Origin of the sequence: Streptomyces sp. NPDC059743, from assembly GCF_042732975.1 — a bacterium.
Taxonomy (GTDB): domain Bacteria; phylum Actinomycetota; class Actinomycetes; order Streptomycetales; family Streptomycetaceae; genus Streptomyces.
Map to the genome: position 1 here is coordinate 134,642 of NZ_JBHWGS010000009.1, position 19,460 is coordinate 154,101.

11 protein-coding genes are annotated in these 19,460 nt (G+C 70.0%); 8 read left to right on the top strand and 3 right to left on the bottom strand.

What is annotated here, in order from left to right:
• Positions 1–5,568 (bottom strand): beta-ketoacyl synthase N-terminal-like domain-containing protein (locus tag ACFV6H_RS17720; protein WP_385542672.1); only part of this gene is annotated, 5,568 nt, incomplete at its 3' end.
• A gap of 573 nt (positions 5,569–6,141) precedes the next feature.
• Between ACFV6H_RS17720 and ACFV6H_RS17725 the strand changes: the two genes are divergently transcribed.
• The 3 genes from ACFV6H_RS17725 to ACFV6H_RS17735 all read left to right on the top strand — a co-directional run bounded on the left by ACFV6H_RS17725 (position 6,142) and on the right by ACFV6H_RS17735 (position 9,457).
• Positions 6,142–7,125, top strand: coding sequence for a glycosyltransferase family 2 protein (locus tag ACFV6H_RS17725; protein ID WP_385542675.1), 984 nt, complete (start codon positions 6,142–6,144; stop codon positions 7,123–7,125).
• 190 nt (positions 7,126–7,315) lie between these two features.
• Positions 7,316–8,749, top strand: a complete 1,434-nt coding sequence (locus ACFV6H_RS17730; protein WP_385542678.1) for a DUF6056 family protein — start codon at positions 7,316–7,318, stop codon at positions 8,747–8,749.
• A gap of 69 nt (positions 8,750–8,818) precedes the next feature.
• On the top strand, positions 8,819–9,457 hold the full coding sequence (locus tag ACFV6H_RS17735; protein ID WP_385542681.1) for a DUF6629 family protein: 639 nt from the start codon (positions 8,819–8,821) through the stop codon (positions 9,455–9,457).
• A gap of 153 nt (positions 9,458–9,610) precedes the next feature.
• Here the strand turns inward: ACFV6H_RS17735 and ACFV6H_RS17740 are convergent, their stop codons facing one another.
• Complete coding sequence (locus ACFV6H_RS17740; protein ID WP_384789443.1) at positions 9,611–10,135, bottom strand: hypothetical protein; 525 nt, start codon at positions 10,133–10,135, stop codon at positions 9,611–9,613.
• Positions 10,136–10,690: 555 nt separating this feature from the next.
• Here ACFV6H_RS17740 and ACFV6H_RS17745 point away from each other — a divergent pair.
• The 3 genes from ACFV6H_RS17745 to ACFV6H_RS17755 all read left to right on the top strand — a co-directional run bounded on the left by ACFV6H_RS17745 (position 10,691) and on the right by ACFV6H_RS17755 (position 14,380).
• Positions 10,691–11,446: a beta-glucanase gene (locus ACFV6H_RS17745; protein ID WP_385542684.1), complete on the top strand. Its 756-nt coding sequence runs from the start codon at positions 10,691–10,693 to the stop codon at positions 11,444–11,446.
• Positions 11,447–11,506: 60 nt separating this feature from the next.
• The gene (locus ACFV6H_RS17750) at positions 11,507–13,429 is read left to right on the top strand and encodes a glycoside hydrolase family 15 protein (protein ID WP_385542687.1); all 1,923 of its coding nucleotides are present in this window, start codon (positions 11,507–11,509) and stop codon (positions 13,427–13,429) included.
• Positions 13,430–13,648: 219 nt separating this feature from the next.
• Positions 13,649–14,380: a VOC family protein gene (locus ACFV6H_RS17755; protein ID WP_384789512.1), complete on the top strand. Its 732-nt coding sequence runs from the start codon at positions 13,649–13,651 to the stop codon at positions 14,378–14,380.
• Between the two features lie 43 nt (positions 14,381–14,423).
• On the opposite strand, the gene ACFV6H_RS17760 is transcribed toward ACFV6H_RS17755, so the two are convergent.
• The gene (locus tag ACFV6H_RS17760) at positions 14,424–15,560 is read right to left on the bottom strand and encodes a DUF475 domain-containing protein (RefSeq protein ID WP_385543095.1); all 1,137 of its coding nucleotides are present in this window, start codon (positions 15,558–15,560) and stop codon (positions 14,424–14,426) included.
• 159 nt (positions 15,561–15,719) lie between these two features.
• Here ACFV6H_RS17760 and sthA point away from each other — a divergent pair, with 159 nt between their 5' ends.
• Both sthA and ACFV6H_RS17770 read left to right on the top strand, forming a co-directional pair.
• Positions 15,720–17,123, top strand: coding sequence for a Si-specific NAD(P)(+) transhydrogenase (gene sthA / locus ACFV6H_RS17765; RefSeq protein ID WP_385542690.1), 1,404 nt, complete (start codon positions 15,720–15,722; stop codon positions 17,121–17,123).
• 578 nt (positions 17,124–17,701) lie between these two features.
• Entirely contained in the window at positions 17,702–19,459 is a 1,758-nt protein-coding gene (locus tag ACFV6H_RS17770) for an ATP-binding protein (RefSeq protein WP_385542693.1), read from the top strand.
• The last annotated feature ends 1 nt before the right edge of the window (position 19,460 follow it).

The window sequence follows — 19,460 nt, forward strand, 5'->3', positions numbered from 1 at the left end:
CTCCGCCCGCTTGATCGAATCCACACTCAGATCCGCCTCAAGATCAAGCTCCGGCTCAATCATCTCCACCGGATAACCCGTACGCTCCGCCACCACCGCAAGCACCGAGCCCAGTACGGACTCCCGGTCCATGGCAGGCGCGGGACCGGACGCCACCGCGATGGGAGCCGCGCTCGCGGCAGGCGTGGCCTGCTCGCCGAACGCGGTGACGAGCAGCGCGGCGATCCCGGCAGCGGTACGGGCGGCGCTCAGACCGTCCAGATCAGTACCGGAACCCGCCGGAAGACCGAGACGCACCGCCAACTCACCCGCGATCTCCGCCCGCTTGATCGAATCCACACTCAGATCCGCCTCAAGATCAAGCTCCGGCTCAATCATCTCCACCGGATAACCCGTACGCTCCGCCACCACGGCCAGTACCGAGCCGAGCACGGACTCCCGGTCCATGGCAGGCGCGGCAGTCACTGCGGGCGCGGCGGTCACGGCAAGGGCCGTCCGGTCCACGGGCGCGGGCAGTGCGGCGGGCGCGGGCGCGGCCACCGAGGCCGACGCGTAGACGAGCGGCTGGCCCAGGGTCTGGCCGGCCGGGACGGCCACGGGCCCGCCCAGATAGCTCAGCATGACATCTCGCTGCGCCGCCACCAGGTCCCGGCTGGTGCGCAGGAACTCGGCGACGAGGGCGTCCGGTCCGGACGCGGCGGCGCCGTGGGAGGCGTGGTTCTCCGGCACGATCAGCTCCGTAACAGGTCGGGCGGGGTGCAGGGCGTCGGGAGGAATGGTGCCGTCGGCGCGGCGGACGAGCTGGCCGTCGACGGTCCAGCCCGCGGTCCGCTCGGCCACGGCGGTCTCGGGATCGACCGCGTCGCGGCCCTGGAAGAGCCGGCCGGTGCGGACATCGACACCGCTGATTGCGAGCTGGGCCAGGGCGGAGAGAAAGCCGGTCAGTCCGGCTCCCCGGCCGCCGTCGAGCGGAACGGTGCGGTGCGGGCGGTCGCCCAGGACGGCGGAGACCAGTCTGCTCAGCACCCGGCCGGGACCCACCTCCGCGAAGACACGGGCGCCGGCCGCGTACATGGCCTCGATCTGCTCGGTGAACCGGACGGGCGCGCCGATCTGGGCCGCGAGCCCGGCCCGTACCGCCTCCGGGTCCGCCGGATACGGATCGGCCGTGCGGTTGGACCAGACGTCGAAGTCCGGTGCGTGGACGGTCATACCAGCCAGGCTCTCGGCGAAGGCGTCGCCCGCTCCGGCCAGCAGCGGGCTGTGGAAGGCGCAGGCGACCTGGAGCGGCTTGGCCGCATGACCGGCGTCGCGCAGCCGCGCCACCGCCGTGGCCATCGGCTCGGTCGGTCCCGAGATGACGGTCTGCTCGGGCGCGTTGCGGTTGGCGGCGACGACGGCCTCGGCGAGACCGGACGTCCGCAGCACCTCCTCGACCTGCTCGGCCGTGGCGGAGACGGCCGCCATGGTGCCCGGGTCGCCGCCTTCGACCTGCGCCAGGATGGCTTGGGCGCGGGCCGCGCTGGCGGTGAGGACGTCCTGCGGCGCGAGCGCGCCGGCCACGCCGAGCGCGACCAGTTCGCCGTAGCTGTGGCCCGCGGCCATGGCGGGCCGTACACCGAGCGAGGCCAGCAGTTCGGCGGCGGCGAGTTCGACTACGCCGAGCGCGGGCTGCGCGACGGCCGTGTCGGTGATACGGGCCAGCTGGCCCGCCTTGCCCTCTTCGTCGAAGGCCGCGGGCGGATAGAGCGTGTCCGCCCATTGCGCGCCGAGCTGGAGATGGCGCTGCAACTCGGGGAAGGCGACGAAGAGTTCGGCGAGCATTCCGGGCCGCTGGCTGCCCTGCCCGGGAAAGAGGAACGCCAGCTCACCGGAGCCGGAGCCGGAACCGCCGCTCTCGGCGCGGTCCGTGGTGTCGTCGGCCGTGTAGAGGCCCGCCTTCGGGTCCTGCTCTCCTTCGACGGCCCGGCGCAGCAGCTCCGCGAGTCCGGCCAGGCTGTCCGCCACGAGGGCGATCCGTACGGACTCACCGCGGCCGGCCGCCTGGTCGCTGCGGCGGGCCGTATGACGCGCGTAGTCGCGCAACCGCCACTGGCCACCGCGCTGGAGGAGTTCCAGCAGCGCGCGGGCGGAGCGGCGGGCCGCCTCGGCGTCCCGGCCACGGAAGGTGAAGAGTTCGGCCGGCCAGGTGTCCAGGGAGTGCCTGGGTGGAGGCTGGTCATACGCGCGTAGAACAACATGGAAATTCGTACCGCCGAAACCGAAGGCGCTCACACCCGCGATGCGCTCCGCCGGTTCCGTGGCCCATGGCCGGGCGGCGGTGTGGAAGACGAACGGGCTGCTCCCGCCGTCCCAGGCCGCGTTCGGCTGCCGTACATGCAGCGTCGGCGGCTTCACTCCGTGATGGAGGGCCAGTGTGGTCTTGATCAGTCCGGCCAGTCCGGCGGCGCACTTGGTGTGTCCTATCTGGGACTTCACCGAGCCGATCGCGCAACTGGCGGGCTCGGCACCGGCCTCGGTGAACACCTCGGTCAGCGTGGCGAGTTCGGTACGGTCGCCCACGACGGTGCCGGTGCCATGGGCCTCGATCAGACCGACGTCGGCGGGCGAGACACCGGCGTTGCGGTAGGCGCGGGTGAGCGCGGCGCGCTGGCCGGCCGGGCGTGGCGCCGTCAGGCCCAGGGCGCGGCCGTCGCTCGCGCTGCCGACACCGTCGATGACGGCGTAGATCCGGTCGCCGTCGCGCTCGGCGTCGGCGAGCCGCTTGAGCACCACACAGGCCACGCCCTCGCCGAGCGCGATGCCGTCGGCGGCGCCGTCGAAGGTGGCCGAGCGGCCGGTCGGGGACAGCGCGTGCACCGAGGAGAAGAGCAGATAGTCGTTGATGCCGTTGTGCAGATCGGCGCCGCCGCACAGCACCAGATCGCTGGTGCCGGTGATCAGCTCCTTGCAGGCCACGTCCACGGCCGTGAGCGAGGAGGCGCAGGCGGCGTCGACGGTGTAGTTGGCACCGCCGAGGTCGAGCCGGTTGGCGATCCGTCCCGCGATGACATTGGCGAGCATCCCGGGGAAGGAGTCCTCGGTCAGCCTGGGCAGCTGCTCGTCCAGTGCGGACGGGATGGTGCCGACATAGCCGGGCAGCACCGTACGCAGAGTGGTCGCGTTGGACAGATCGCTGCCGGCCTCCGCGCCGAACACCACGGAGGTACGGGCGTGATCGGTGCCCGTACCGGCGTATCCCGCGTCGGCCAGCGCGCGCCGCGCCGCCTCCAGCGCGAGAAGCTGTACGGGTTCGATGCTGGCCAGCGAGGCCGGCGGAATGCCGTAGCGCAGCGGATCGAAGGGAATCTCGGGCAGGAATCCGCCCCAGCGTGACGGAGTGCGCTCGCCGTCGCCGTCCGGCGCGTAGTACCGCTCGGCGTCCCAGCGATGGGCCGGGACCTCGGTCACACAGTCCTTGCCCGCCAGGATGTTGGCCCAGAAATCGGCCAGGTCGGGAGCGCCGGGGAACATGCCGGCCATGCCGACGACGGCGATCCGCAGCGGCGCGGGCGCGGGCTCCTCGACGGCGTCGGTGAGACCGAGCGCGGTACGCAGTCCGGCGGCACGCTCGCGCAGCCACGCGGCGGCGCCGTCGGCGACGGAGTCGTGCAGTGCGGCAACGCTGGTGGTGGCGGAGCGCAGTACACAGACCTCGCCCGCCATGAACATGCCTTCGTCGGCCTGGCGTATCTCGTCGACCGGGAGCAGTTCGTCGCCGACGCGCTCGATGCCCTTGCTGGCGAGCCTCAGTCTGCCGACGTTGAACCGCTCCAGGTGCTCCCAGATCTCGCGGTCGGGCACGCCTTGCTCGCGCAGTTCGTCCTTGAGGGCCGCGAAGTCCTCGGTGATGGCGCTGTGCGCGCAGCGGGTGGCGTGGCCGGGCGCGGTCTCCAGCAGATCGGTGCGCTCGGCGGCGACGATCCGGCGCTGGAACAGCGGCTGGATCGCGCCGGCCGCCACGGCCTCCTCGGTGAAGAGATACGCGGTGCCCATCAGCACACCGAACGCGACACCGGCCCGGGTCAGCGGCGCTGCGAGGGCGGCGGCCATCGCGGCCGAGCGCTCGTCGTGGATACCGCCCGCGAACAGCACCGTCAGCTCACCGGCCGTCCCGGGCCCGGACTCGGCCAGGAAGTCCAGCAGGACATCGGTCTGGGCCTCCCAGAGCGGGAAGCTGTTGCGCGGTCCGACATGGCCGCCGCACTCGGCGCCCTCGAAGATGAACCGGCGCGCTCCGGCGGCGAGGAACTGCCGCAGCAGCCCTGGCGAGGGAACATGCAGGAAGGTGGTGATGCCCTCCGCCTCCAGCGCGGCGGCCTGGGCCGGTCTGCCGCCCGCGATGATCGCGTGGGTCGGCTTCAGCTCCCGTACGACGTCGAGCTGCGCGGCCTTGATCTCCTCGTCGGCGAATCCGAGTACGCCGACGCCCCAGGGCGCGTCCCCGAGCGCCGCGCGGGTGCGCTCCAGCATCGACCGGGTGCGCTCCGCGCTCGCGAGCGCCAGCGCGAGGAACGGCAGCGCGCCTCCGGCCGCGACGGCGGCGGCGAACTCGGGCTCGTCGCTGACACGGGTCATCGGGCCCTGGGCGATGGGCAGTCGGCTGCCCAGGACCCGTGCGCCCGGCGATCCGGCGGCCAGCGCGGCGGCGGGCTCGTCGTCCGCCACGGCGGCGGTCATCGCCGCCCGGACACCGCGGACGGCCTCGCCCACGGTTGCCCAGCGCTCGGCGAACGTGGCGGCGAGGAAGGCGTCCTGACCGACCGGCAGGAACTGCGTCCGCAGATCGTCACTGCCGATTCTGGCCGCGAACTCGGCCGGATCCCCGGGGAGTTCGGGAGCGCCGGGGCCACGGCGGCGGAGCACGCGTGTCCCGTGGTGCAGAACGGTCTCCGAGCCGTCGAGCCCGGTGAGCGCGGCGGTGATCTCCGCGGGCAGCCCTGCCTCGTCGTACAGCGCGAGCTGGGTGTCCAGTACGACACCGGCCGCACCTCCGGCGACCGCGGCGGCGGCCGTATGGGGCCCGATACCGCCGCACGCCCAGACGGGCAAGGTGACCGACGGATCGGCCAGCACCTGCTGCAACAGCACGAAGGTGCTCAACTCGCCCGCGCGGCCACCGCTTTCGGCGCCGCGGACGATCAGGCCCGAGGCTCCGTCGGCGACGGCGCGCAGGGCGCCCGCGAGGTCCGTCACCTCCACCAGGACACGACGGCCCGCGAACTCGGCGGGCGAGCGCCCGGGATCCGCCAGCAGGACGGTGTCCACCGGATCGGGCAGATCGGTGACGGCCACGGTGCAGCCGGGCCGTATCCGGACTCCGAAGGGCAGCGACGACCAGCGGCAGGTGCGGTCGAGTGTGTCGGCGACATCGCGTGGATCATCGAGGGACAGTTCCAGCACGCCGATCGCGCCCGTCCGGGCGGCGACGGCCGTCAGCCGTGGCGACGGCCGGTGCAGGGGATTGACGACGATGACCGAGTGTGTCAGCGAGAACTCGATGGACACGCCGGGTTCCGGCATCGGCATGAAGTCTCCCGAATCAAGTGGGGGGTTGACCGGCGGGTAGCTAACTCGCGGGTAGTTAACTGGCCCGGCTTCCTCGGGGTCAAACGGTCACACTGCGCAACTCGTGACGTTGTGTCGATACACAATCACTTTGCGTAGTGGAAGATTTTCGATGAGCCGACAGCAAAGGGACGTTTTTCAAGGACGCCATCCAGGGCTCACGTGCGCGATATCGCGCTGTCATGCCCATGAAATGCAAGCTCTGCATCCGGGACCTCGACTGTGCCGAAGGTCACAACGGCGCGGGAGCCCATTCGACCGTCCGACGGTAGCGCCTACGGGGCGTGACACCTAGCCCTCCGACCAACACCGATCGACAACGAAGCACATCCGTCGGGGGCGTCGTCCGATCCCGAAGAAACGTCTCAGCGGGATGGACGCCATGCCGCCGTGACGCTTGAGAGGCAGATCGATAAATTCTATGGTGCGGAACACAAGGCAATCGCTCCCGACAACACTCGCTGAACGGTGGGCATTTCATCGAGGCCGGCACAGATCGAACACCCGTATCACGGGACATGGAATGGGATGACCATGCTTCAGGTATCAATCGTCGTACCGTGTTTCAATGAGAGCGAGGTGATCGGGGCCTTTCACACCGCATTGGTCACCGCCCTCGAACCGACCGGGCAGACGTTTGAGATCTGCTATGTGGACGACGGCAGCGAGGACCGGACCAGACAGCGACTGCGCGAACTCGCCGGAAACGATCCACGGGTCCGCTACACCTCGTTCAGCCGCAATTTCGGTAAAGAAGCCGCCATGCTCGCCGGTCTGCGTATGTCCCGGGGCGAAGCCGTGGTTCTGATGGACGCGGATCTCCAGCATCCTCCCGAGCTCGTGCCCCGCATGCTGGAGTTGCACCGGCACGGTTACCACCAGGTGGTGGCACAGCGCGACCGGGCCGGCGAAGGCGTCCTGCGCACGGCGCTCAGCCGCCTCTACTACCGACTGGTACGCCGCTGCATGGATGTCCAAGTGGTCGACGGAGCAGGGGACTTCAGACTTCTGTCGCGTCACGCGGTGAACAGTGTGCTGGCGCTGCCGGAGAGCAACCGGTTCTCCAAAGGGATCTTCTCCTGGATCGGCTTCGAGACCGTGAGCTTCACCTACCGCAATGTGCAAAGGGCCGCCGGAACATCCAAATGGGGCGGTCGGAATCTGCTGAACTACGGCATCGACGGACTGCTCTCCTTCAACAGCCGTCCGCTGCGCCTGGCGATCCACACCGGCCTCTGGCTCTTTCTCTCCGCGCTCCTCTACGCCTTCTGGATCATCGCGAATGTCGCACTCAACGGAGTCGACGCGCCCGGTTTCACCACGCTGATGACGGCCATTGTGGCGCTCAGCGGAATCCAGCTCGCGACGCTCGGCGTCATCGGTGAATACGTGGGGCGGATCTATCACGAGGCGAAGCGCCGTCCGCACTATGTGGTACGGGAGACGGACGAATCCCGCGCGTCCGCGCGTGGCCGCCCGTCCGCGACGTCCGTCGGACAGGCGCGCTCGGAGGGCTGATTCCGGCCACCTTGTCCGGCCGACGCGCCGGCGTGCCGACGATGGGTCGAATCACAGGCGAAAGGCAGTGGTGCACATGGCCGCGGGCGCTTCGAGCGTCGCCATCCCGAGACAGCAGGACGGGAAATCCCGCCAAGAACCGGACAACGGCCGCGAAACATTTGTACGTTCGCCGATCAAATTCTGGGTGATGGTTCTCCTGCCGCTGCCGCTCGCTCTTCTCGGCGCTGCTTCATGGCTCGGCGGTTATGTCCGTCCCAGTGCCGACGAGTGGTGTTTTCTGCCCACGGTGCGGGACAACGGTATTTCCGGGCTGGTCGAGAAGTTCTATACCGTGGACAACGGACGGGTGGGCAACGGTCTGCTGGTGGGCCTCTACACCAAGTCCGGGCCCACGGGCCATCAGTGGTTCGCTCCGGTCAGCGCCGTGGTCATGCTGGGCGTGCTGTGGGCGGTGACCGGTCTGCTGCTGCGCGCGGCGGGACGGACGGCACCGCGCGGGCTTCCGCTGCTCGTGGCGTCGACGGTCACGGTGGTCTTTCTGTTCGCGACTCCCAACACCTACAAGACGTTCTACTGGCCCGCCTCCGCCGTCTCGCACACGGTGGCGCCCGTGCTGGCCTGTGCGGCGGCGATTCCGCTCCGATGGGCACGCTCGCGCAGGGCCAGGGCCGCCGCCGTCGCCACCGCGTTCCTGGCCGGATGCTTCCTCGGCACACTCTCGGAAGAGGCGTCGGTCGTCGCGCTGGTGGTGCTCCCGGCCGTTCTTCTGCTCAGCGGCAGCACCTTCACCGTACGGGTACGGAGGTACGCGCGCGCCTGGTGTCTGGCCGGCCTGGCCGGGACGGCGACCGGCACACTGGTCCTGCTCACCTCTCCCGGGTCGCGCAACCGCCGTGAGCGCATCGGCGCGGAAACCACCGCGACGGTGGCTCCCGACGCGCTGCTGGGATCGCTGCGCGCGTTCCTGGAGATTCTCGGCACGGTCCTGACGACATGGCAGTACCTGGGAGCGGTCGCGGTGGGAGTGCTGCTCGGACTGTCGGCCAAGGCCCGGACACAGGCCGGGACCGGGGCCGGGGCCGGACGCGGGGCCAGGAGTGCTCCGGTGCTGCTGCCGTGCCGGCCGGTCCTTCTGGTCTCCGCGGGCATCCTCACCTTTCTTGTCGCCGGATACCTCTGCACCGTGATCGCCTATCCGCTCTTCGGCTCCCGGGTGACCGGCGCGTCGCGCACCTGGAACGACTACCTCCTGCTGTATGTGCTGCTGCTCACGGGAGTCGGCGCCCTGCTGGGACGCGCCTGGGCACGGAGACAGCCGGCGTGGCCATCGGCCGTGACGGCGGCGGCCTGTGCGGCGGTGTGCGTTGCGGTGTGCGTCCAACTGGCCTTCCCACTCGGCCAGTTGGGTCATGACATGCGGGTACGGGCCGAGCGCTGGGACCGCCAGGATCTACGGCTGCGCACCGAGGCGGCACAGGGCGCGCGGGTCCTGCCGTACGCGCGACTGCCGATCAGCGGGATGGCAGAACCGTTCTACGGCCCGGGACGACGGCCCTGGCCGGCCGGATGCGTCGCCGACTACTACCGCCTGGACCGGATCACCGACGCACGCACGACCTGACGACTCATCGGTTCTGATCCATCGGTTCTGAGTAATCCTCGTAATCCTCCAAGCGACCCGGGTGGCCTTATGTGCTGGAGCGCGACGGCCGATCTCGTGGCGGGCACCGGGATCACGGTGGTCGGGGCGGTCTGTGTGGCGCGGGTGCGGCACCTCCGCGAGCTGCCGCTCGCCACGCTGCCGCTGCTTCTGGGAATCCATCAGGGCATCGAGTCCGTCGTCTGGCGCAATGGCGGCGGAACCGGCCCGGCCACTCTGGCCTGGGCCGTGATCGCCCTGCCCGTACTGGCGCTCTGGGTGCCGCTCGGCGTACTGCTGGCCGCACCGCCGGAAGCACGGCGCCGGCTGACGGTTCCGCTGCTCGCGGGAGCTGCGACCGCGGCGGTTCTCGCGTACTGCCTCGCCACCAGGACGGTACGGGCCGAGATCCGTGGCCACACGCTCGGCTATGCCGTCGACGTCCCGTACGCGCCTCTGGTCGTCGCGGGCTATCTCGTCGCCACTCTCGGATCGCTGCTGCTCGGCGGAGACCCGTACGTACGGCTGCTGGGCGCGGTCGTCGCGTGCGGAGCGCTCCTCTGCGCGGTGCTGTGGCGGCTGGAGTTCCTCTCCACCTGGTGCGCGCTCGCGGCGGTGGCGTCCGTCCTGATGCTCCTGCGGATACGACGGCCCGCGGACGTCAATCCGCCGTCCCGCGCGGAAAGTTGAGCAAGGACGCGGCCCGATGTCGCCCGGCGGGCCCGGTGGGCCCGCCGGTCGGTCGGAGATCCACCGGTCGAGTGCCCTGAATCAACCAGATTTCGGGCCACTCTCACTGCGGGTCAGCTGTTTTGACGGCCTGTCAGCCCATGTCCGACGCGGTCAGGCGCAGAGCACTCGCGTTTCGGGGGTGTAGACAGGGCCGCCGCTGAGGTTGGTGCTGTCGCTGAACTCGGCGTAGAAGTAGGAGTAGAAGCCGATGTTGCCGTTGCAGCCGGAGTCCGCGGCGACCTGGAGAGTCAGCGTGACGGTCCGGCTCTGCCCGGGCGGGATCGTGGCGCCGTAGTTGGCCCCCAGGTCGGCGGGGCCGGTCCCGGAGCAGGGGACGCTGCCGGCGGACGTGGTCAGCGCGCAGCCCGTGAAGCTGTACTTCAGGTCGGGGCGCTGGGTGGTCAGCCAGGTCGGGTCGATGGTCTGGTAGACGAACCAGATGTCGTAGGTCTGGTTGTTGGTGAGCGTCATCGACAGGTTCACCGTGCCGCCGGGCGTGGTGGTGGCGCTGTCGGTGGCGAAGGTCAGCTCGGCCGGAGCGGCAGCCGCGCTCGCGGCGGGAGCCAGGCCGAACACGCCGAGGACGAGGGCGAGGAGCGTGGTAAGGCCGAGGCGTCTCATCAGAGGTGATCGCATGGGCGGGAGGCTAGACAGGCAGCGGGAGCCTCGTCTCCCCTGTGCGCCGCCCGCAGGCAGCGATCGGCCGGAAATGTGCATTGTGTGAAGAATGTGCGGGTGCCGTGCGGGAGGCCGGAGGTCCTGCGTACGCACACTGTAGTCGCCACGTGACGCAATGGATCGAGGCGGTGGGCGGTCCGGTGTCATTGGCGCGTATGTTTCCCTCCGGCCGCCGTCGGCCGACGCGCGCGGCGGGGCTTCTCGGCCGTCCCGCCGATTTCCGGCCCAACTGCCGTCCCTCGCACAGGATCGTTCACGGCACCACGTGCGTCGGGTCGCCGGTGACGTGGGGCTCATCCACCCAGCCACCGGCTGCACGCCCTTCGCATCCCGGAGGCCACCAGTGAGGGACGGTCCGAACTGAAGGTCGGCCGTGTCCTCGTGACCGCGTCGCTCCTGACGCCCGCTCCGCCTCCCTAGCATGGTGAACGGCCGTGGTTCCGGGCTCTCCCGGCGCGCGGCCTGGGGCCCGTACGCCCCGAGACGACCTCAGCTCCGGGGAAGAGGGACGCCATGAGCCGCCAAGGGTCCGCGCTTCTGGAGTGGCTCACCCGGAGGCTCAGGCCCTGGCCCAGGCCCTCCGTACCCGCTCCCGGCGGACCGCCGCCCTGGTCCGGTCCCGTCTGCTTCACCGCCGACTTCTCCTCCGAGGAGCAGTGGGTCGCGGGCCGCACCTGGGCCTATCCGGGCGGCGGTCCGACCAATCCCGGGGACAACAAGCTCGACCATCTCGTGCCCGACGCGGAGTACAGCCGCACCGGCACCTTCCGCGCGACGCGCCGTCCCGACGGCAACTGGAACACCGGTCTGCTGACCACCGAGGAGAGCGCGGAGGGCTTCGCCGTACAGACCGGCGACATCCTGGAGACCCGGGTACGGCTGCCCGCCGAGCAGGGCGCCTGGCCCGCGATCTGGACCTGGCGGGACGGCGGGAACGAGATCGACATCTTCGAATACCACCCGGACAACCCGGATCTGCTCGAACTCTCCAACCATGTGAGAGGCGGTCAGCGCTACTACACCCATCCGTCGATCAGGCCGGGCGCGTGGATCGATCTGCGCGTCGAGTTCCGGTCGAGGTCCGTCGTCTGGTGGGTCAACGGCCGACGCGCCTACTCCGACGGCCGAGGCGTGGGCCGCGACTGGAACGCCTCGCTGATCGTGAACCTCTCGGTCTGCGCGGGCCGCTACCACCCGGCGCCGGAACCGTCCGCCACGGCCATGTCCTACGAGGTCGACTTCCTCCGCGTCCACCGGCCCGGTTTCTAGACCGCTCGCCGGAACCGCGGCCGGCGCCTCGCGTACATGGCGCCTCGCGTCCATACCGACATGCGGAGGTGTGTCCGGTGGGCGAGACTTGGCGGGGTGAAACATGATGATCAGGACACCGCTGCGCCGGGCGACCCGGCCGAGGGCTATCTGCCGATCGCCGAGCACGGTCTGATCGGGGATCTGCGGACCTCCGCGCTCGTCGGGACCGACGGACGCATCGACTGGTTCTGCGCTCCCCGCTTCGACTCCCCGAGTGTCTTCGCCTCTCTGCTCGACAAGGAGCGCGGCGGCTTCTGGGACATCTCGCCGGTGTGCGACGTCGCCACCCGCAACCAGTTCTACTTCCCCGACACCAATATCCTGATCACCCGGGTCCTCACGGCCGACGGCATCGTGGAGGTCCAGGACTTCATGCCGATCGTGCGCGAGCGGGATCCGCAGCACCGGCAGCGGCTGGTGCGCCGGGTGGTCAATGTCCGCGGCCGGATGCGGCTCGGCGTACGGATCGCGCCGAGGCTGAACTACGGCCGTGACACCCACCGGCTGGAGCGGATCCCGGACGGCGTACGGTTCGTCGGCGACTCCCTGACGCTCTGGCTGCGCTCGTCCGTCGCTCTCGACCTCGACGCCACCGACGCCCACGCCGTGTTCGACCTTCCCGAGGGCGAGACGGCGCTGTTCGATCTGGAGACGGCCGGCGGATACGACGGCTCCGCCACCGAACCGGATCCGTGCGCGGTCGACGCGGTCGCCGCCGAGGCGCTCTTCGAGTCCACCGTCGCCTTCTGGCGCCGCTGGCTGAGCCAGTCCATCTACACCGGCCGCTGGCGTGAGATGGTCCACCGCTCGGCGCTCACGCTCAAGCTGCTGACGCACGAGCCGTCCGGTGCCATCGTGGCCGCGCCGACGCTCGCCCTGCCCGAACAGGTGGGCGGCACACGCAACTGGGACTACCGCTACGTATGGATCCGCGACGCCGCGTTCTCCCTGTACGCCCTGCTGCGGCTGGGCTTCACCCAGGAGGCGCAGGGATTCATGGACTGGCTGACCGACCGGCTGCACAGCGCGGCGCCCGACGGCAGCGGTGGCCCGCTGCGCGTCATGTACTCGATCGACGGACACGACACCCTGCCCGAGGAGGTGCTCGGGCATCTCGACGGTTACCGGGGCTCGCGTCCGGTCCGTACCGGCAACGCCGCCAGCGTCCAGCGGCAGCTCGACATCTACGGCGAACTGATCGACTCGATCTATCTGTTCAACAAGTACGGCGTGGGCATCTCGCACGACAGCTGGAGCGATCTGTGCGACATCCTGGAATGGCTGATGGAGCACTGGGACACCACCGACCAGTCGATCTGGGAGACCCGGGCGGGCCAGCAGCACCACACGTACTCACGGCTCATGTGCTGGGTCGCGGTCGAACGTATGATCAGGATGGCGCGTCAGCGCGGACTGCCCGGCGATCTGGGCCGCTGGACCTCGGTCCGGGACCGGATCTACCGCCAGATCATGGCGCGCGGCTGGAATCCACGGGAGCGTACGTTCGTCCAGCGGCTGGCCGCGGAGGACGGCCAGGAGCCCGCGGACATCCTGGACGCCTCGCTGCTGCTGATGCCCATGGTCAAATTCGTCTCGCCGGTCGATCCGCGCTTTCTGTCCACCGTGGAGGCCATCGGCAACCGGCTGGTCGTGGACAGCCTGGTGTTCCGTTACGACCCGGAGCAGGCTCCCGACGGGCTGACCGGTACCGAGGGCACCTTCTCCATCTGCTCGTTCTGGTGGGTGGAGGCGCTCGCCAGGAGCGGCGATGTGGAACAGGCGCGGCTGGCGCTGGAGAAGATGTTCACCTACGCCAACCATGTGGGCCTCTACGCCGAGCAGATCGGACTGACCGGTGAGCACCTGGGCAACTTCCCGCAGGCGTTCACCCATCTCGCCCTGATCAGCTCGGCGATCAATCTCGACCGCGCGATGGGCTGAGCACACGGGATCCTCGCCGTTGAGCGCCCGGGATCCTCGACGCGGCAGGAATGGTCCGTCCCTGCCTCGGCGGACATGTTCCGGAGTGCGCGGCGGCCGGGTCGGGTGAACGATGGCAGGGCAGGACGCGAGCCTGTCCGGCCGGCGGGAACGGAGTGGACGAGAACCATGCGGGCAACACGACACGCGGTAGTAGGAGCGCCGTGCTGGGTGAGTCTGATGGCCCGGGATCTCCGGCCCGCCCAGGACTTCTACGGCAGGGCCCTCGGCTGGACCTTCCGCCCGACGACGCTGGGCGAGGAGTTCTGCGTCGCGCTCGCCGACGGATTCGCGGTCGCGGGCATCGGAGCGCTGGCGACCAGCCTCCAGGCCGCGGTGACCTGGACACCGTACTTTCTCGTGGACGACGCGGACACCGCGGCTGCCCGGGTCCGTGAGCGAGGCGCGACCATCGCCGTGGGCCCGCTCGCCATGCCCACCGGCCGGGCCACTCTCGCCGCGGACCCGGACGGCGCCGTGTTCGGGCTCTGGGAGGGCGAGACCATCCCGGGCTGGTCCGTAGGACGCGGCAGCGGGCCCGCCCGGCTGGAGCTGCGTACGAGAGACGCCTTCGCCGCCGCCATCTTCTACGGACAGGTCCTCGTCTGGGGCTCGGACGAGCGCGAGAGCTGCGAGGTGCAGTACGAGGACCATCAGGTGATGGTGCGCGACGGTACGCACACGGTCGCCGCGCTGCGCGGCGGAGCCGTCGAGAGCGCTCCGGACCCGCAGATCCGGCCTCGCTGGCATGTGTCCTTCCGGGTGGCCGACGTGGACACCGCCGCGGAGGCCGCGTTCGCCGCCGGAGGCTCGATCGTCGCTCCGCCGGCCTCCGCGGGCCCGGGAGGCGCGGGACGGGAGGCCACGCTCCGCGACCCGGACGGCGGGCTCTTCACGATCACCGGCAACTGAACGGCCACCGGCGGCCGGGTCAATCGGTGAGTCGATCGGTGAGTCACCCGGCGCCGTCGACGGCGCGTTCCCCCTCGGTCTCCCGGGCGATACGGGCGTTGCGCCGTACCGAGGACCAGAAGGACCAGCCGATCAGCACGACTCCGACGAGGCCGGTGACGAGCTCGCTGATCTGGTACTGGATGGTGACCAGGAGAATCACGGCGAGCGCGCCGATGGCGTAGTGCGCGCCGTGCTCCAGGAAGACGAAGTCGTCGAGTGTGCCCTGCCGGACCAGATAGACGGTGAGCGACCGGACGTACATGGCGCCGATGCCGAGACCGAGGGCCATCAGCACGATGTCGTTGGTGATGGCGAAGGCGCCGATGACTCCGTCGAACGAGAACGACGCGTCGATGACCTCCAGATAGAGGAAGGTGAAGAACGCGGCCTTCCCGGTGAGCGCCGCCACCGCGCCGTTCCCGCCGCCGCGTCTCTCCCGGGCCTTCTCCTCGGCCTCCTCCGCTTCCTCCTCCACCTCCTCGATACGGTTCTCGAAGAAGCCGGAGAGCCCTGCGACCACCAGATAGGTGATGAGACCGGCGACTCCGGCGGTCAGTACCATCTGGGCCTTGTCGGCATGCCCGCCGCCGTGCTGGTGGGCATGGGTGGCGACCGTCATGGCGGCGACGACCAGCACGATCAGCGCGATACAGACCGAGAGCGTCCCGACCTTGCCGAGCCTGGCCAGAGGCCGCTCCAGCCAGGTCTGCCAGGTGATCTCCCGCTCCTCGAAGATAAAGTTGAGGAAGATCATCAGCAGGAAGATCCCACCGAAGGCGGCGATCGCCGGATGGGCGTCGGTCACGAGCTGCTGGTAGCGGTCCTTGTCGTTGATCGCCAGTGTGACGGCCTGGACCGGGCCGATCTTCGCGGTGATCGCGACGATCAGCACGGGAAAGACGAGCCGCATCCCGAAGACCGCGATCAGCACACCGACGGTGAGGAAGATCGTCTGCCAGAAGGCGCTCATCCGCTTCAGGATCCCGGCGTTGATCACCGCGTTGTCGAAGGAGAGCGAGACCTCCAGGACGGCCAGGATCGCGACGATCCCCAGGGCGGCCCATCCGCCGTAGAGCGCCCCGGCGGCGAGACCGGCCGCGGTGACGAGAAAAGCCCATCTGAATGTCTTCAGAACCACTGGCTGGTTCATCCTCCCTGCGTACGGAAGCGCCCGCCGGGCCCGCACCGGGCGACCGGACAAGAACTCACCGTAAATGATCGTTGTTCATGCCGGTCCGCCGCATCACCTGCCGGACCCGCCCTTCCGGGAAACACGCCCGGCTGACAGACTCCTCCCGTGCCCGACTTCGACATGCTTGTCATCGGATCAGGACCGGGCGGCCAGAAGGCCGCCATAGCAGCGGCCAAACTCGGCCGGCGGGTCGCCGTCGTCGACCGGCCCGAAATGGTCGGCGGCGTCTCCATTCATACCGGAACCGTCCCTTCCAAGACACTGCGGGAAGCGGTGCTCTATCTCACCGGGCTGACCCAGCGGGATCTGTACGGCCAGAGCTACCGGCTCAAGGAAGAGATCACCGTCGCCGATCTCACCGCCCGTACCCAGCATGTGGTCGGCCTGGAGGTCGATGTCGTACGCAACCAGCTCGCCAGGAACCAGGTGACGCTGCTGTCGGGCACCGGACGGTTCATGGACGATCACACCGTGGCCGTACGGGACCTCTCCGGGCAGGACCGGCTGCTGACCGCCGAGCACATCGTCATCGCCACCGGCACGCGTCCGGCACGCCCGGCGAGTGTGGAGTTCGACGACCGTACGGTCATGGACTCCGACAGCGTCCTGAACATGGAGAAGGTGCCACGGTCCATGGTGATCGTCGGCGCCGGCGTCATCGGCATGGAATACGCATCCATGTTCGCGGCGCTCGGCAGCAAGATCACTGTGGTCGAACAGCGTGACGGAATGCTCGACTTCTGCGATGTCGAGGTGGTCGAGGCGCTCAAGTACCGGCTGCGCGATCTGGCGGTGACCTTCCGCTTCGGTGAGACGGTCGCGGCGGTCGAGCGGCATGAGCAGGGCACGCTCACGATCCTGGAGAGCGGCAAGAAGATCGCCGCCGACGCCGTGATGTACTCTGCGGGCCGGCAAGGGCTGACCGATGAGCTCGATCTCGACAAGGCGGGGCTCTCCGCCGACAAGCGCGGCCGGATCACGGTGGACGAGCACTACCGCACCGAGGTTCCGCATATCTATGCCGTCGGCGATGTCATCGGCTTCCCGGCGCTGGCCGCGACCTCGATGGAGCAGGGACGGGTGGCGGCGTACCACGCCTGCGGCGAGCCGGTGAACGCGATGCACCACCTCCAGCCGATCGGGATCTACACCATTCCCGAGATCAGCTTCATCGGCCGGACGGAGGACCAACTGACCGACGCGCGCGTACCGTTCGAGGTCGGGATCTCGCGCTATCGCGAACTGGCGCGCGGTCAGATCATCGGGGACGCGCACGGCATGCTGAAGCTGCTGGTGTCGCCCGAGGACCGGCGGCTGCTCGGGGTGCACTGCTTCGGCTCGGGCGCGACGGAGCTGATCCATATCGGTCAGGCCGTGATGGGCTGCGGCGGTACGGTCGACTACTTGGTGGACGCGGTGTTCAACTACCCGACGCTCGCGGAGTCGTACAAGGTCGCCGCCCTGGATGTGACGAACAAGATCCGCCAGACCGACCGTATGAGGCGCTGAGCTGCCCGGGTGGCGGTGTCAAAATCCGCCACCTCGGCCCGGCCCTCGCCCGTCCTCGGCGGAGCCCGGAAATCCAGATGTCCGCGATCCCGCCCGTGCCCTGCCGCACGGGCGGTCCGAGGGCTGTGTCCGCGCGTACGGGCAGGTCCGGCCCGTAGCGGGCGGCGGTGGCGGTACGGGCCCCGGGCCGCCCCTCGGCCACGACGGCGTGTCATGACCGCCGTCCGACCACCGTCCACCGTGCCGGACGGGCGGACCCGATCGATGACGTGTACGCGATATCCGGCCTGCCGAGAGCGGTGTCCGGGCCACTCGCGCACAGGTAACGGCCGTAACCGCATGTGGCCGGGATGTGACTTCACGTGAGGACGCTGGTTGTACGATCCCCCAACAGCGTCCGGTGAAGAGGTAGTTCTACCCATGATCAAGCCGTATGTCCGCGCCGAGGCCGAAGGGGCCCAGCGCCCCACGCCCGTACATCCGGCGCTCATACCGGCTCTCCACCGCTTTCACCGCCCGTGACTTCCGCCGGGTGAATTCAGCCGGACCACGATTTTCAGCCAACTCGAAGGTTCTCCATGGCACGTTCCCCCGCGCCCTCTCTTCTGTCCCGCGTCTCGTCATGGCCCTGGCCGGTGACACTCGCCGTCACCGCCGCCGCGCTCGGCACGGCGGTGTTCTCCCTCGCGTACGTCCATATCGGCGCGGCCCTGGCCTATGGCGTGCTCGCCGTGCTGGTGCTCACCGCCCTGGTGAATCTGCGCAGCCGGCACCAGCACGCCCAGACCGCCGCGGCCCGCCGCGAGGCCGACTGGCACTCCCGGCTGGAGCAGCAGGCGGAGCTGGTACGGAAAGAGGTCGAGCATCTCGTCAACGAGCGGCTGCCCGCCGCGCTCGGCAGGGCGGAGATCCCGGTGCCGCCGCACCGCGGTGACCGGCCGGCCGACCCGGTGGCCCGGTGGTTCGACCGGCTGCTGGCCGAGGTCTCCCGCTCGGTCGAGCACCGCGAGGAGTCGCAGCGGCTGGCGCTCGTCGAGCTGGCGAGCCGGGTCCAGACCTCGGCGCACCGGATCCAGGCCGCGGTGACGGGACTGGCCGACCGCTATCCCGGCGACGCCGATCTGCTGGAGACCACCATGCGGGTGGACCACGCGGCCACCCAGCAGGCCCGGCACGCCCAGAGTCTGAAGGTGCTGTGCGGCGAGTGGCCGGGCCAGCAGTGGCAGAAGCCGCTGGCGCTGGTGGATGTGGTCAGGGCGGCGTCCGGCCGGATCGTGGCGTACCGGCGTATCGAGGTCACCGGCGATCCCGACATCGGTGTGCGTCCCTCGGTGGTCGAGCCACTGGTCCATCTGCTGGCCGAGCTGCTCGCCAACGCCACGGAGTACTCGCCGCCTCGGACGAATGTGCCGGTGACCGTGCGTACGGTGCAGCGCGGCGCGGTCATCGAGGTGGACGACGGAGGGCTCGGCCTGGACGAGTACCGGCTCGCGGAGGCGCGCGAGATCGTCTCCGGACGGCGGCTCCTGGGCGTCGGCGAGGTCGGCGAGATCCCGCAGACGGGCTTCGCGGTCGTCGGGCGCTTCGCCGACCGGCACGGCTTCCATGTCGACCTCGGGCCGTCTCCGTACGGCGGTGTCCGCGCGGTGGTGCTGGTGCCCTCGGAGGTGCTGGAGACGCTCGCTCCGGCCGGTACCACCGTGGCCGTACGGTCCGTGCCCAGGCCCGCGCAGGCGCCCGAGGCGGCGAGCACCGTCACGACCACCGTGGCCGGTATCCCGGTGCGCCGGGCGCCCTCGGCCGCCGTGTCCGCAGCCGCGCCGGCCATCCCCGTATCCGCCGTATCCGCGTCGCCGAGCCCCGCGGCCTCCGTGGCCTCCGCGCCCGCTGCGGCCCCCGCGCCTTCTACGCCTGCCGAATCCGCGCCGGCGACGCCCTCTCCGCCGGCTCCCGCACCCGTGACTCCCGTTCCCCTGTCCCCGACCCCAGTGGCCCCCGCACCCGTGACTCCCGCCCCGGTGACTCCCAGCCCTGTGCATCCCGACCCGGTGAATCCCGGCCCAGTGGTCCCGGACGCCCCGGAAGCCGCGACACCCATGGATCCGCCGCGGGCCGGCCGCCGGCTGCCTCAGCGCCGTTCGCGGCGCGGTGAATACGCTCCCGCGGCCGAGGCGGCCCCCACCGCCACGACACCGCCGGGCACACCGGAACAGGCCGGTGACTGGATGGAGCAGTTCTTCGAGGGCGGCCGTCCGGCCACGCCGTCCTCCTCCCTCCCGAACGAGGGCCCCGACGGGCCCTCCTCCCCCACACCCGAACCGGAAGGACCGAACTGAG

Bases quoted from the DNA above. Each gene is read 5' to 3' on its own strand.
- ACFV6H_RS17750 (WP_385542687.1), top strand. From the start codon at position 11,507: ATGCGGAGGTGTGTCCGGTGGGCGAGACTTGGCGGGGTGAAACATGAT.
- ACFV6H_RS17745 (WP_385542684.1), top strand. From the start codon at position 10,691: ATGAGCCGCCAAGGGTCCGCGCTTCTGGAGTGGCTCACCCGGAGGCTC.
- ACFV6H_RS17725 (WP_385542675.1), top strand. From the start codon at position 6,142: ATGCTTCAGGTATCAATCGTCGTACCGTGTTTCAATGAGAGCGAGGTG.
- ACFV6H_RS17755 (WP_384789512.1), top strand. From the start codon at position 13,649: ATGGCCCGGGATCTCCGGCCCGCCCAGGACTTCTACGGCAGGGCCCTC.
- ACFV6H_RS17770 (WP_385542693.1), top strand. From the start codon at position 17,702: ATGGCACGTTCCCCCGCGCCCTCTCTTCTGTCCCGCGTCTCGTCATGG.
- ACFV6H_RS17730 (WP_385542678.1), top strand. From the start codon at position 7,316: ATGGTTCTCCTGCCGCTGCCGCTCGCTCTTCTCGGCGCTGCTTCATGG.
- ACFV6H_RS17740 (WP_384789443.1), bottom strand. From the start codon at position 10,135: ATGCGATCACCTCTGATGAGACGCCTCGGCCTTACCACGCTCCTCGCC.
- ACFV6H_RS17735 (WP_385542681.1), top strand. From the start codon at position 8,819: ATGTGCTGGAGCGCGACGGCCGATCTCGTGGCGGGCACCGGGATCACG.